The organism is Pseudomonas capeferrum (assembly GCF_000731675.1).
GTDB classification, from domain to species: domain Bacteria; phylum Pseudomonadota; class Gammaproteobacteria; order Pseudomonadales; family Pseudomonadaceae; genus Aquipseudomonas; species Aquipseudomonas capeferrum.
This window is the reverse complement of sequence record NZ_JMIT01000001.1, coordinates 1,942,593-1,955,557: the sequence shown is the minus strand read 5'-3', so window position 1 is coordinate 1,955,557 and position 12,965 is coordinate 1,942,593. Positions and strand designations below refer to the sequence as shown.

12 protein-coding genes are annotated in these 12,965 nt (G+C 62.0%); 5 read left to right on the top strand and 7 right to left on the bottom strand.

What is annotated here, in order from left to right; translation table 11 throughout:
* Window positions 1-195 precede the first annotated feature (195 nt).
* On the top strand, window positions 196-1,395 hold the full coding sequence (locus tag PC358_RS08790) for a sugar transporter (protein ID WP_033698919.1): 1,200 nt from the start codon (window positions 196-198) through the stop codon (window positions 1,393-1,395).
* Window positions 1,396-1,457: 62 nt separating this feature from the next.
* Here PC358_RS08790 and PC358_RS08785 read toward each other — a convergent pair whose 3' ends face one another.
* Genes PC358_RS08785 through PC358_RS08775 form a run of 3 tightly spaced genes read right to left on the bottom strand, consistent with a single transcriptional unit; the run spans window position 1,458 to window position 3,894 of the window.
* Window positions 1,458-2,042: a LysE family translocator gene (locus PC358_RS08785; RefSeq protein ID WP_033698917.1), complete on the bottom strand. Its 585-nt coding sequence runs from the start codon at window positions 2,040-2,042 to the stop codon at window positions 1,458-1,460.
* A gap of 50 nt (window positions 2,043-2,092) precedes the next feature.
* On the bottom strand, window positions 2,093-2,923 hold the full coding sequence (locus PC358_RS08780; protein WP_033698915.1) for an AraC family transcriptional regulator: 831 nt from the start codon (window positions 2,921-2,923) through the stop codon (window positions 2,093-2,095).
* Between the two features lie 47 nt (window positions 2,924-2,970).
* A complete protein-coding gene (locus PC358_RS08775; protein WP_033698913.1) occupies window positions 2,971-3,894 on the bottom strand; it encodes a LysR family transcriptional regulator in 924 nt (307 codons plus the stop codon).
* 104 nt (window positions 3,895-3,998) lie between these two features.
* On the opposite strand from PC358_RS08775, the gene nfsB reads away from it, so the two are divergent.
* Window positions 3,999-4,652: an oxygen-insensitive NAD(P)H nitroreductase gene (gene nfsB / locus PC358_RS08770; protein WP_033698911.1), complete on the top strand. Its 654-nt coding sequence runs from the start codon at window positions 3,999-4,001 to the stop codon at window positions 4,650-4,652.
* Between the two features lie 40 nt (window positions 4,653-4,692).
* Here the strand turns inward: nfsB and PC358_RS08765 are convergent, their stop codons facing one another.
* The gene (locus tag PC358_RS08765; RefSeq protein WP_033698909.1) at window positions 4,693-5,847 is read right to left on the bottom strand and encodes a cysteine desulfurase family protein; all 1,155 of its coding nucleotides are present in this window, start codon (window positions 5,845-5,847) and stop codon (window positions 4,693-4,695) included.
* Window positions 5,848-6,034: 187 nt separating this feature from the next.
* A complete protein-coding gene (locus PC358_RS08760) occupies window positions 6,035-6,961 on the bottom strand; it encodes a LysR family transcriptional regulator (RefSeq protein ID WP_033698907.1) in 927 nt (308 codons plus the stop codon).
* A gap of 140 nt (window positions 6,962-7,101) precedes the next feature.
* Here PC358_RS08760 and PC358_RS08755 point away from each other — a divergent pair, with 140 nt between their 5' ends.
* The 3 genes from PC358_RS08755 to PC358_RS27735 all read left to right on the top strand — a co-directional run bounded on the left by PC358_RS08755 (window position 7,102) and on the right by PC358_RS27735 (window position 10,305).
* On the top strand, window positions 7,102-8,331 hold the full coding sequence (locus PC358_RS08755; RefSeq protein ID WP_033698905.1) for an acyl-CoA dehydrogenase: 1,230 nt from the start codon (window positions 7,102-7,104) through the stop codon (window positions 8,329-8,331).
* Between the two features lie 182 nt (window positions 8,332-8,513).
* Window positions 8,514-9,911 (top strand): PAAR domain-containing protein, encoded by a 1,398-nt coding sequence (locus tag PC358_RS08750; RefSeq protein WP_033698904.1) that lies wholly within the window; start codon window positions 8,514-8,516, stop codon window positions 9,909-9,911.
* Window positions 9,904-10,305 (top strand): hypothetical protein, encoded by a 402-nt coding sequence (locus tag PC358_RS27735; RefSeq protein WP_077068534.1) that lies wholly within the window; start codon window positions 9,904-9,906, stop codon window positions 10,303-10,305. The genes PC358_RS08750 and PC358_RS27735 overlap by 8 nt, the downstream gene beginning before the upstream one ends.
* 72 nt (window positions 10,306-10,377) lie before the next feature.
* Here PC358_RS27735 and PC358_RS08745 read toward each other — a convergent pair whose 3' ends face one another.
* Together PC358_RS08745 and PC358_RS08740 are read right to left on the bottom strand one after the other, a co-directional pair.
* Window positions 10,378-11,439: a TerC family protein gene (locus PC358_RS08745; protein WP_033698903.1), complete on the bottom strand. Its 1,062-nt coding sequence runs from the start codon at window positions 11,437-11,439 to the stop codon at window positions 10,378-10,380.
* Between the two features lie 163 nt (window positions 11,440-11,602).
* A complete protein-coding gene (locus PC358_RS08740) occupies window positions 11,603-12,910 on the bottom strand; it encodes a substrate-binding domain-containing protein (protein ID WP_033698902.1) in 1,308 nt (435 codons plus the stop codon).
* Window positions 12,911-12,965 lie beyond the last annotated feature (55 nt).

Below are 12,965 nucleotides of genomic sequence, written 5' to 3'. Positions count from 1 at the left end.
GATCGGGCTCCTTGTTCCGCTTGCAGTTCACACAAAGCGCGCATGTTACGCGCAATGTGCGCGGGTTGTGAGGCCTGGTATTGACGCGTACCATGCCGGCATTCCTTCCAATAACAAACCGTGCCTCAGCGCGGCCGATACTTGGCCCCTGACGCGCGTCTTTTCGCCATGCCTGCGGAGCATAGAATTCCACCCATGAACGGACCCATACCCACCGACCTGCCGCCGACCACCGGTGGCGGCAGCTGGCTGAGCGTCATTGCCCTGGCCTTGGCGGCCTTCATCTTCAACACCACCGAATTCGTCCCGGTGGCGCTGCTCAGCGACATTGGCCGCAGCTTCGACATGAGCACCGCCCAGGTCGGCCTGATGCTGACCATCTATGCCTGGGTGGTCGCCCTGGCGTCGCTGCCGATGATGCTGCTGACCCGCAACATCGAGCGACGGCGCCTGCTGTTGTTCGTGTTTCTGGTGTTCATCGTCAGCCACCTGTTGTCGTGGCTGTCGCAGAGCTTTGCCATGCTGCTGGTAAGCCGCATCGGCATCGCCCTGGCCCATGCCGTGTTCTGGGCCATCACTGCGTCGCTGGCGGTGCGCGTGGCGCCGCCTGGCCAGCAGGCCAAGGCACTCGGCCTGCTGGCCACCGGCACCACCCTGGCGATGGTGTTGGGTATTCCACTGGGCCGCGTGGTAGGGGAAGCCTTGGGCTGGCGGGTAACGTTCCTCAGCATTGCCGGGGTGGCATTGGCCACCATGCTTTGCCTGATGAAGTCGTTGCCGCTGCTGCCAAGCCAGAACTCCGGTTCGCTACGCAGCCTGCCGATTCTGTTCAAGCGCCCGGCCCTGGTCGTCACCTACCTGCTGGTGACGCTGGTGATCACCGCACAGTTCACTGCCTACAGCTACATCGAACCCTTCGCCCTGAACGTGGCGCAGATCAGTGGCGAGCGCACTACGTTGTTGCTGCTGTTGTTCGGTGGCGCCGGGGTGTTCGGTTCGGTGCTGTTCAGCCGCTACAGTGAGCGTTTCCCCCAAGGCTTTCTGGTGGGTTCGATCGGCCTGCTGGCGGCTTGCCTATTGTTGCTGTTGCCGCTGTCGGGCAACTTCTACGTGTTTTGTGCGTTGAGCATGTTCTGGGGTGTGGCGATCCTGAGTTTCAGCCTGTCGTTGCAGTCCAAGACCTTGAAGCTGGCGTCCGATGCCACCGACGTGGCCATGGCCTTGTTCTCGGGTATCTACAACATCGGGATCGGCGGTGGGGCACTGCTGGGCAGTATCGTCAGCAGCCAGATGGATGTGGCCTATATTGGCCTGGTCGGAGGCTGTGTGGCGGTGGTGGGGTTGGCCCTGGCCTTCGCCAGCACTCGGCGCTTTCGCGAAGCCTTAGGCACCTGATTGACCGTGCCGGCCGCTTCGTGGGCTTGCCCGAGAAGCGGCCGGCGCAGCCACCATCAAATTCAACCAAGCAGCGCCGCCCAGGCCGACACCAGCAACATCCCCGCCAACCCTCGGTTGAACCACAGCAACCGCGCAGGGGCCTGCAACCAGCGTGCACTGCCTACCCCCAGCAGCGCCCAGGCCGTCATGCACGGCAGGGCGATCAGCAGAAACACCAGCGCCAACTGCCACACCGGCAGCGCCGGCGCGGCAAATACCCCGATCACCGCCACTGCCATCATCCACACTTTCGGGTTGACCACTTGCAGCGAAGCTGCGCTGAACGCATCAAAGTGCTTTTCTGCGCTGAGGTCCAAGGGCTGCCCGGCGCTGCGCAGAATGCGCCAGGCCAGCCAGCTCAACCAGAGTACGCCAGCCCAGCTCATCAGTTGCTGGGCCAGGGGGTGACGCAGTAACAGCTCGCCCAGCCCAAGCCCGACCAGCAGCACCACCGCTGCGGCGGCGCCACAACCGGCCAGGATCGGTGCCACGCTTGCGCGCAGGCCCTGCCGTGCACCGTGCGCCAGAATCAACAAGTTGGTCGGCCCCGGGCTGATACTGGCAACCAGGGCGAAGAGAATGAAGGGCAACAACGACTGCGACATGACACAAAGCTCCGAGGGGTCGAAGCACCATGTTCGCCGTAAGGCCGCCGTCAGTCTGGAAGGTTTGAGCAGCGCCTGCGGTAGTCGGCCGGGGTCAACCGATAGGCCCGGCGGAACCAGCGACCCAGGTGGCTCTGGTCGGCAAAGCCCAGCGCCATGGCCACTTCAGCGGGCGTCTGGCCTTGGGCGAGCAGGCGCCGGGCGCGGGCCAGGCGCAACTGTATCAGGTAGGCGTGCGGTGCCAGGCCGAACGCGGCCTTGAAGGCGCGGGTCAGGCGAAAACGGTCGACGCCACAGGCCTGGGCCAGGTCTTCCAGGCCGATGTCACGGTCCAGGTGAGCATGCAGGTAGTCACGTGCGCGCTGAGCGGTCAGCGGCAGGCGAGGGTCTGGGTTGAGGCGTTTGCGCCAGTGCAGGTGGCGGGTCAGGCAGGCAAGCAGGTCGTCCATGGCCGTCTGGCGAACGATGCGAAAATCCTGGTTGTGCACGGTGTGAAAGGCCAGTGCGGTGGCCCGTGCCAGGCGCGCGTCGTGGCACAGGGTATCGGCAAAGCTGGGCAAGCTGGCGCTGGGTGCATGCTCGAACAGCGTTCGTAACTGGTCTTCGAGCCATGCAGGCTCCAGGTACAGCGTCGAGTAAGTAAAGCCTTCGTCGGTCGGCGCGAGGCCGTCGTGGAGGTCGCCGGGCTCCAGCAGAAACACCTGCCCCGGCGTGCTGCGATGGCGCACCCGCCGGCAGTTGAACTGCTGCACGCCTTGCTCGGTGATACCGACCAGAAAACTGTCATGCCAGTGGGGGTCGTAGGCATGCCCGGTGAAATGCGCGCGGACCGACTCGATGCCGGTGTCGGCGTCTTGCTTGAGGACGATCCAGTTGCTCATGGGTGCAGCCCGTGGGGGAAATGGCTACCTTAACGCACGTACCCGTATCAGTCTGGAACGATTGTGCAGCCCTTGTTCAGCAGCCGGGGCCGCAGGGCTTCGAAGCGCTCGCGCAGCCACAGGTGCAACTGCGTCACTGCCGGGGTCAGTTGCTTGCGGTGTGGGCAGACCAAGGTGACCGGCGTCGGCTCGCCCAGGTACTCGGGCAAGAGGATCTCCAGCTCGCCCGCCTCGATGTCGGCGCTCACATCCAGCCACGATTTATAGACGATACCTTCACCTAGCAGGGCCAGTCGGCGAATCACGTCGGCGTCGTCGCTGACCAGCGGCCCCCGTACCTGCACGGTGCGGTTGCCCACCCGCCATTTGTCATAGACGCGGTTCTGTTGCAGGTACAACAGGCAGGCATGTTGCTGCAGTGCCTCCGGTGTCTGCGGGCGGCCGTGGCGCGCCAGGTAGTCCGGGGAGGCAACCAGCACCCGACGGTTCCAGTTGGCCAGGGGCAGGGCGATGTAGTTGGCGTCCTGGTTGAGGCCATAGCGGATGGCGATGTCCACCGGGTCGCGATTGAGGTCGGCCATCTGGTCGGACAGAAAGAAGCGCAGGTGCAGCGCCGGGTGCTCGCGACGGAACGCGCTCAGCCAAGGCAGCAGCATGTTGCGGCCCATGTCCGAAGGTGCCGAAACCTGCAGGGTCCCGCGCAAGGTACTGGCGTTGCCGTGCAGGTCCTCGCGGCCTTGGCGCAGGCTTTCCAGCACGTTCTGCGCCGTTGGCAGGTACAGCTCGCCCTCGGCGGTCAGGCGCAGGCTGCGGGTAGTGCGCGCGAACAGGCGCACGTCCAGCTCACGCTCCAGGCGCTTGATGGCGGCGGCCACCTGGCCCGGCAGCAGTTCAGCCTCGTGGGCGGCGGCTGTGAAGCTGCCCAGCACGCTGCTGCGCACGAACAGTTCGAGGTCGGCGATGCGTAGCATTTTCACTCCTGGGATGAAAGTGTTGCTGCATTGTGCCGGTTTTTCTTTTTTGCAGGAAAGATAACATGCGCGACACATCCCATTTTCACCGCAGGAGTTGTTGCATGGATACCGTTTCCCTGGCCAAGCGCCGCTACACCACCAAGGCTTACGACGCCTCGCGCCGCATTCCTCAGGCCACGATCGACGCGTTGCTCGAGCAACTGCGCCACAGCCCGTCCTCGGTCAACTCCCAGCCTTGGCACTTCGTCGTCGCCGACAGTGCCGAAGGCAAGGCACGGTTGGCCAAGAGCACCCAGGACCGTTTCGCCTACAACTCGCCGAAGATCCTCGATGCGTCCCATGTAATCGTGTTCTGCGCCCGTACCGAAATGCCCGAGGCTCATCTGCAGGCGCTGCTAGACCAGGAAGCCGCCGATGGTCGTTTTCGTGACGAGCAGGCCCGCGCCGCGCAGAACCAGAGCCGTCGCCATTACGTCGACCTGCACCGTTTCGACCAGAAAGACGTGCAGCACTGGATGGAAAAGCAGACCTACCTGGCCTTTGGCACCGCGCTGCTCGGCGCGGCGGCGCATGGCCTGGATGCCACGCCCATCGAAGGCTTCGACAGCAAGGTACTGGATGCCGAACTGGGCTTGCGTGAGCAGGGCTTTACCAGTGTGGTGATCTTGAGCCTGGGCTACCGTAGCGAGGGTGATTTCAATGCGGGGCTGAACAAGTCGCGGTTGCCGGCTGCGAAGGTATTCACCTTCCTCTGATAGCGCCAGGGGCCGCCCGCCGGCCCCTGCTGTTTGCGCCTTACCAGAGCGCCAGCGAAGCCGCCGCTGTGACCCTGGCGAAGACCTCGAGTGCTTTATCCACTTCGGCCTCGGTGCTGAAGCGTCCGATACTCAAGCGCACGCTGTTGCGCGCCCGGTTTTCATCCAGCCCCAGGGCCAGCAGCACATGCGAGGGTGCATTGCTCGCCGAGTTGCAGGCCGACGTGGTCGACAACGCCAACTCACTGGCCAACGCGGCACTGTTGAAGCCTTGGCTATCGATACACAGGTTCAAGGTATGCGGGATGCGCTGCGTGGCACAGCCATTGAGGCTTACCGCCGGCAAGGCCAGCAAGCCGTCGCGCAGGCGCTGAGCCAGTTGTTCGATGCGCTGGTGTTCACTGTCGCCCGGCTGGCCAGCCAGGGCGAAGGCGCTACCCATACCGACGATCTGGTGGGTTGCCAGCGTGCCGGAACGCAGCCCCTGCTCATGCCCACCGCCGTGCATCTGCGCGCGCATCAGTTCGCGGGCACGCGGGCCGACGTAGAGCGCGCCGATGCCTTTGGGGCCATAGGCTTTGTGGGCCGAGAACGACATCAAGTCCACCGCCATTGCCGCAAGGTCGATGGCCAGCTTGCCCACTGCCTGGGCCGCGTCCACATGCAACAGCGCCCCATGGGCACGCACACGCTCACCAATGGCGGCGAAATCGGTCACGGTACCCAATTCGTTGTTGACCGCCATCAGCGAGACCAGGCGGGTATCGGCACGCAACGCCGCCTGCACGGCATCGGGCTGGATCAGCCCGGCCGCATCCGCAGCCAGGCGCGTGATGGACCAGCCTTGGCGCTCCAGTTCAGCGACCGTGTCGAGCACGGCCTTGTGTTCCAGCTGGCTAGTGATCAGGTGGCCCGGTTGGCTGATGCCTTGGGCGATGCCTTTGAGTGCGAGGTTGTTGGATTCGGTCGCGCCTGACGTCCACACCAGCTGATCAGCACGGGCGCCAACGCGTTCGGCCACCTGCAGGCGTGCCTGTTCCACCGCGTTGCGGGCAGCCTGACCATAGGCATGGCCACTGGAGGCGGGGTTGCCGAAGTTGGCGTGGCGGCCAAGGCAGGCGAGCATCGTTTCGATGACGCGGTCGTCAACGGGGGTGGTGGCGGCGTAGTCGAAGTAGAGCGGGGCGCTGGGCATGGGGGCGGGTCCGTGTCTGTCACGTTGGATTCGATGATCGTTGGTGCAAGCGTACCCGCCCGTGGGCTGATGGTTTTTGTCTTATGCCTGGCTGATTGTGCCCAGGCTTGGAAAATAATTCTCGCTTTGCCCGTTTCTGGAGAAATTAATTTTCAATACTCGGCGTAAACGACCTTTGGCAATCGCCTCAGGCCGGCGCCAGCGCGCGTTCTTCCTCGGCCACCACCTGTTCGCACAACTCGATGATCTGCTCGCGCATCCAGCGGTTGGCAGGGTCTTGGTCAGTGCTCTCGTGCCAGTACAAGTGCGTTTCCAGCGCCGGTACGTCTACCGGCAATGGCTGGTAGCGCAATTGATGACGGCGGGCGAAACGCTCGGGCACGGTCATGGCCATGTCGGTCTGCTGCAACACCTGCGAAGCCATCAGGTAATGCTGTGAGCGCAAGGCAACCTTGCGCTGTACGCCCATCTTGCCCAAGGCCAGGTCAACATAGCCCAGGCCATTGCGGCGGCTGGAAATATGGATATGGGTCATGCCCAGGTAGCTGTCCAGGGTCAGTTTGCTGTCGGCCAGCGGGTGGCCTTGGCGCAGGGCGCAGACGTAGCGGTCTTGCATCAGTTTGACGTGGCGCACCTGCGGGTCGGTGTTCAGCGGGGCATCGACCGCGAAATCCAGGCGCCCGGCTGCCAGTTCCTTGGTGGTTTCGCGCCGTTTGCACAGAAAGCTTTCAATCAGCACTGCAGGTGCCAGGCGGCGCAGCCGCTGGAACAACGGCGGCAGGATCACCGCTTCGGTCAGGTCGGTCATGCTGATGCGAAAGGTCTTGTTGGCCTGCTGCGGGTTGAAGATACGGCTTTCCTGCACCGACGTGCGCAGCAGGGCCAGGGCGTTGCGCACCGGGCCAATGATGTTCTGGGCCATGGGCGTGGGCACCATGCCTTGCGCGGTACGCACGAACAGCGGGTCGTTGAAGGTTTCGCGCAGTCGCGACAGGGCATTGGACACCGCCGGCTGAGTGATGCCGACAATCTGCCCGGCGCGGGTCAGGTTGGCTTCGGTGTAGATGGCATCGAAGACGATGAACAGGTTGAGGTCGACCTTGCTGAGGTTCATGTGCGCCGCTCATTGTTGGAATTATTGCCCGATCATATATCGGTTATGAATGTTTATACACGCGGAAAATAGACTAGGTGGATGGGCGCTTGCTGCTCTAGGCTCTGGCCCATGTACTCCGAACCGTGAAGGTAGCCCCGATGGATTTCGCCTATTCGCCCAAGGTCCAGGCACTGCGCGAGCGCGTCACTGCGTTCATGGATGCCTACGTCTATCCCGCAGAAGCGGTGTTCGAGCGCCAGGTCGCCGAGGGTGATCGCTGGCAGCCCACCGCGATCATGGAAGAGCTCAAGGCCAAGGCCCGCGCCGAGGGGTTGTGGAACCTGTTCTTGCCCGAGTCGGAGTACGGCGCCGGGCTGAGCAACCTGGAATACGCCCCACTGGCCGAAATCATGGGCCGCTCGCTGCTCGGGCCAGAGCCGTTCAACTGCTCGGCACCGGATACCGGCAACATGGAAGTGCTGGTGCGGTATGGCAGCGAGGCGCAGAAACGCCAGTGGCTGGAGCCACTGCTGCGCGGCGAGATCCGCTCGGCGTTCGCCATGACCGAGCCGGACGTGGCCTCATCAGACGCCACCAACATGGCTGCCACCGCTGTGCGTGATGGCGATGAATGGGTGATCAACGGCCGCAAGTGGTGGACATCCGGCGCGTGTGACCCGCGTTGCAAGGTCATGATCTTCATGGGCCTGTCCGACCCTGAGGGGCCGCGCCACCAGCAGCACTCGATGGTGCTGGTGCCGACCGATACGCCGGGCGTGAAGATAGTGCGGCCGTTGCCGGTGTTCGGCTACGACGACGCGCCACATGGCCATGCCGAGGTGCTGTTCGAGAATGTGCGGGTGCCTTATGAAAACGTGATCCTCGGCGAGGGCCGCGGCTTCGAGATCGCCCAGGGGCGCCTAGGCCCAGGCCGTATTCACCACTGCATGCGTTCGGTCGGCATGGCCGAGCGGGCGCTGGAGTTGATGTGCAAACGCTCGGTCGAGCGCACTGCCTTCGGCCGGCCTCTGGCCCGGCTGGGCGGCAACGTCGACAAGATCGCCGACTCGCGCATGGAAATCGACATGGCACGCCTGCTGACGCTCAAGGCGGCGTACATGATGGACACCGTGGGCAACAAGGTCGCACGCAGTGAAATCGCTCAGATCAAGGTGGTGGCGCCGAATGTGGCCTTGAAGGTGATCGACCGGGCGATCCAGATGCATGGCGGCGCGGGCGTGAGCGGTGACTTCCCCTTGGCCTACATGTACGCCATGCAGCGCACCTTGCGCCTGGCCGACGGGCCGGACGAAGTGCACCGGGCGGCGATTGGCAAATATGAGATCGGCAAGTATGTGCCGGTGGAGATGCTGCGCAGTTCAAGATGAAGAATCGGAAGTTCTTGCACGGGAATTCCTTGTCCAATTAACGCGCATGCTGGCTACGGATGAGCTGGCTGAACAAGTATGTATTTGGTGTAGGAAGTGTCTGGTTTTCACGTTCAGGCACTAAAAGCCCTTTTGCAGCTGTTAGGTTTCGACACCTTACTTTTTGCACAAGGTACTTGCCGATGCGTGTCAATCTGGGTGGTAAAGGCCAGGCGGTTGATGGCGATGTCACCACGACAGGTGCTATTTGCATCGCTGCCGGCCTCGGTTATTTGAGCAATGGCCGCAGGGGGCTTCGGGAGGGGGACAAAACGACGCCTTGTCCGCGCTGTGGCGAGCAAGGGACTGTCGTTGAGGGCGTTCGGTACTTCATCTCCAACGGTCAAGCCGTGGCCATGGACGGTGCACTGGTGGCGTGTGGTTGCCCGTCCGGCAGCAATCGGGTCGTAGCACCACTGGGTGCGGCCCCGCTATCCAGGCAGGCACTTGCGAACAGTCGCGCAATGCCTACCGAGGCAGCGGCCGGCGCCCATCCGAAAAGCCTCGTGCAGGGCGCGGTGACTGCGATGCCAGGCACGTTGGAGCCGGGTTTCTACGTGGTGCCCAAAAGCATGTCGTTCTCTCAGGTTCTGCTGCAATTATCCGAGCACGACGCCACCTTGCCGATTTCCCGTTTGCAGCGGCTCAACCCCACGTTCGAGCAAGGTTTCAAGGCTGGGGAAATCTTCGTCATCGGTGACCCGGACAATGGTGATGCCTGTACCCTCGAGGAGGCCAAGCTGATGGCTGCCGCTCAGGATGCACGGCGCGCGTTGGCGGTGCTCGATTTCGCAGAATCCGACTTCATGGTGCAGCATCAGGCTGAGATTGCCGGTTTGCTGAGCAGTGCCAGCCAGTCGATGGGCGTGGGCAAGGACATGCTCGATCAAGGGTTGAAACAGGTCAAGAGCACACTGAACCAGATCGAGCAGTTGCATCAGCGTGAGTTCTTGCGGCACGGGCATTTGAACAGTCGTGAGTTTTTCGCCTCGCGGCGCCAGCTGCTGCAGCAACTGGATGTTCAGTTGAAAGCGGCGCTGCTCAATAAACAGCTTAACCTCGGCAACTATGAACGTTTAAAGAAGAGTCTGAATATTTCTACCAAAAGCCTTGTGCACCATTGGTCGAAAGCGGGTGGGGTGGGGCAGATACCGGGGTATGCGACGCATCTTGATAAAGTAGCGAAGCTTTCCAAGTACCTTAAGTATGGTGGTCATGCTGCTATTGGACTCAGTGGGACATCGTCGTATCTCAATGTGAAAGAGGTTTGCCAGGCAGGGAACACGGAGGCTTGTAGAAGCGCCCGTTTTGTAGAGGCCGGAAAATTCAGCGGCAGCGTTAGCGGTGGAATAGCAGGCTCTGCACTTGCGAGTTTAGCTGCGGGAACAGCATGTGCTTTTTTCGCCGTAGGTACTGGGGGAGTTGCGACACCATTGTGCGGTATTTTAGTAGTTGGGGGCGGAGGATTCGTAGGCGGCAAGGGGGGTGAAGTTCTCGGGGAATGGACAGGCGAATACATCTATGGGGCAACAAGTGATTGATATTGATGCTTGGCCTGCTGCGCTAAAGCTATCATTTGTATTGATGCCATTTGTAATTTCTCTGTCAGGTGTGTCGATAAGTGCCTATATAGCTTTGACGCGAAATTATGAGATAGTTTGCTCTTCGATTGAAAGTAATTCGTATATTGAGAGCTTGAAGATTGCATGGGGTGGCTCTAGCTTTAAGTGGCGGCTCATGTTGGTTTGTGCAATTGGGGGGGGTGTCACATTCCCTGGGTTTGTGCTTCGTCGAGGCCAGCTCGATGCTGACGAGCTAAAAGTTTTCCCACCAAAATTGAAGCGATGGCTGGCTGTGTCTGCATGGCTTATCATCATTGGTTTTGGGTGGCTGATGCTCGCAGCTTGTGTTATAGAAATTTCCAAAATGAAGTAATTTTTGTTTCTTGATAATTGACTTATGCCTGCTGCGACAATGGTCCATTAGAACGTATGAGATGCGCGTCAGTCAGACCCGCAATTGCGGGTCTTTCTCCTTCTGCTCATCGTCACTTTTCTCAGGCGGAAGATGCTGCAACTTTGCCTCCACCGTCGCTTTGTCCCCCCGCGTCTTGACCAGTGACACCACCACCCCACCCAACAACAACCCAAACGTCACCCCCAACGACAGCAACGCCGGCACCTTGCCCACCATGCCGTGGTAGAAGATCTTGCAGCCGATGAAGATCAGCACCATCGCCAGCGCATACTTGAGGTACACGAACCGGTGCATCAATGCCGAAAGTGCGAAGTACAGCGAACGCAAACCCAGGATGGCAAAGATGTTCGAGGTGTAGACGATGAACGGGTCCTGGGTAATGGCAAAGATCGCTGGCACGCTGTCGACGGCAAATACCAGGTCGGCCAGTTCGATCAGCACCAGCGCCAGGAACAGCGGCGTGGCATAGCGCAGCGCCTTGCTGTGCCCGGGCGGGGTCAGGCGCACGAAGAAATGCGAGCCGTGGATCTGATCGGTAACGCGCATGTGCCGGCGCACGAATTTCAGGACCGGGTTGTTGGCCAGGTCCAGATGGCTGTCTTCTTTCGACAGCGCCATCTTCACCCCGGTGAACAGCAGGAAAGCGCCGAAGATGTACAACACCCATTCAAAGTTCTGCACCAGTGTCGCACCCACGCCGATCATGATCGCGCGCAGGAACACCACACCCAGAATGCCCCAGAACAATACCCGGTGCTGGTAGCGGCGGGGGATGGCGAAGAAGCCGAAGATCATCGCCATGACGAACACGTTGTCCATCGACAGCGACTGCTCGACCAGGAACCCGGTGTAGAACTCCAGCGCCGACTGCGCGCCCAGCTCGAACCAGACCCAGGCCCCGAACAGCACGCCGACGCTGAAATAACCCGAGTACAGCAGCAGGCTCTCGCGCATTTCGATCTCGCGGTCCTGGCGGTGCAGCACGCCCAGGTCGAGCACTAGCAAACCGATGACGATGGCCATGAACACCAGCCACAACCAGGTGCTGGTACCGAGAAACGGGGTGGTGAGAAATGTGTGCAGAGCCGTCATGAGCCCCTCCTTGATTGTCGACGTTGCATGGCAACAGTGATCCGACATGGCGGCTTGGCAGCCGTCAGAGGGGCCCGGTATCACATAGGCTTGAGCCTAGCCGCGTTTCCCCGGGATGCCGAACGCCGACCTGTTACATTTCTTTGCCTGGTGTGCGGGCGCTTCAATAGACCCACACTTCCACCCGCCGATTGCGCAAGCGCCCTTGTTCCTGGTCATTCCCGGCCACCGGCAGCTCATCGCCCATGCCGGTCACTTCCAGCACGTCCACGCCATCGCGTGCCAGCTCGCGGCGCACCGCCAGCGCCCGCAAGCGTGAAAGCAGTGCCGCACGCCCCGGTGTTTCCTTGGGGTCGCCAAAACCCACCAGCACCGCCTTGCTCTGCAGCTTGCCCGCCTGGCGCAGGTAGTCGGCCACCCGCTGCACATCGCGCAAGGCCTTGTTGTCGAGGCTGGCGCTGCCTTCCTGAAAGCGAAAGTTCACACTCAGCCGCTGCGCTTGCTGGGCCAGCGTTCGGTAGCGCGGCGGCATGTCGGCCTGGGGCTGCACAGCCTGGGCCTTGACTTGCTGCGAGACGAAGCCCACCTGGGCGACGATGGCCTGGCCAGCCGGGCTCTGGGCGAATTCGGCCAGGGCCTTGGCCTGAGGTTTGGCATTGGCTGGCAGGTAGAAAAATAAGCGCCGCGACAGGGGGTAATCTTCGCTGGCCACCTGCGCGCGCTGCGGCAGCATGGCCGGTGCATCGCCCTCGGCTATTGCCAGCACCTTGGCCCCGTGCACTGCGGCCAAGCTGCTGAACCCGATGGCCTGGCGGTCGCTGCTGACCCGCTCGGCCAGCTCATCACTGGACTCAAAGCGCTGGGCCTGGGCCGACAGCGCGCCTTGATGAGGGTCGAGCACCAGTGCCTTGAACGTTTCGTAGGTGCCGGAACGGTCGTCGCGGGCGTAAAGGTGAATCGACCCTCCGGTGATGCCCAGCTGGTCCCAGCGCTGGACTTGCCCAGAGAAGATTTGCGCCAGTTGCCGGGTGGTCAGTTGTGGCAGCGGGTTGTTGGGGTGCACGATCACCGCCACGCCATCCAGGCCGATGACCTGCTCGGCGCTGGCCGCGCGCAAATTGCCCAGGGCCTGCAGTTGGCGCACTTCTGCGTCGTTGATTGGCCGTGAGGCAGCAGCCAGGTCGGCCTCGCCACGGCCCAGGGCAGCGAAGCCAGTGCTGGAACCATGCGCGGCGATATCGATACGCAACGGTTGCCCGCGCACGTCGCGGGCAGTGATGACGGTTTCGTTGGCCTGCGCGCCGGGGGCTTGTTCGATGGCGGTTGCCTGTTGCGAGCGCAATTGTCCCTGGACCAAGGCCGGCAGCAGCGCAGCACCGATGGTGTTGGAGCCCTGCACGCGCAAATGGGCAGAATCGGCCAGGGCCGATAGCGGCAGCAGGGCGAGTAGAGCGAGCAGCAGGCGGGGCATGCCGGGCTACCTATGGCATAGAGTTGCCCGGCAGATTACGACGGTTGCGTGATGG

Coding starts and splice junctions, on each gene's coding strand:
- PC358_RS08790 (WP_033698919.1), top strand. CDS start 196: ATGAACGGACCCATACCCACCGACCTGCCGCCGACCACCGGTGGCGGC.
- PC358_RS08785 (WP_033698917.1), bottom strand. CDS start 2,042: ATGTCGCAGTCGTTGTTGCCCTTCATTCTCTTCGCCCTGGTTGCCAGT.
- PC358_RS08780 (WP_033698915.1), bottom strand. CDS start 2,923: ATGAGCAACTGGATCGTCCTCAAGCAAGACGCCGACACCGGCATCGAG.
- PC358_RS08775 (WP_033698913.1), bottom strand. CDS start 3,894: ATGCTACGCATCGCCGACCTCGAACTGTTCGTGCGCAGCAGCGTGCTG.
- nfsB (WP_033698911.1), top strand. CDS start 3,999: ATGGATACCGTTTCCCTGGCCAAGCGCCGCTACACCACCAAGGCTTAC.
- PC358_RS08765 (WP_033698909.1), bottom strand. CDS start 5,847: ATGCCCAGCGCCCCGCTCTACTTCGACTACGCCGCCACCACCCCCGTT.
- PC358_RS08760 (WP_033698907.1), bottom strand. CDS start 6,961: ATGAACCTCAGCAAGGTCGACCTCAACCTGTTCATCGTCTTCGATGCC.
- PC358_RS08755 (WP_033698905.1), top strand. CDS start 7,102: ATGGATTTCGCCTATTCGCCCAAGGTCCAGGCACTGCGCGAGCGCGTC.
- PC358_RS08750 (WP_033698904.1), top strand. CDS start 8,514: ATGCGTGTCAATCTGGGTGGTAAAGGCCAGGCGGTTGATGGCGATGTC.
- PC358_RS08745 (WP_033698903.1), bottom strand. CDS start 11,439: ATGACGGCTCTGCACACATTTCTCACCACCCCGTTTCTCGGTACCAGC.
- PC358_RS08740 (WP_033698902.1), bottom strand. CDS start 12,910: ATGCCCCGCCTGCTGCTCGCTCTACTCGCCCTGCTGCCGCTATCGGCC.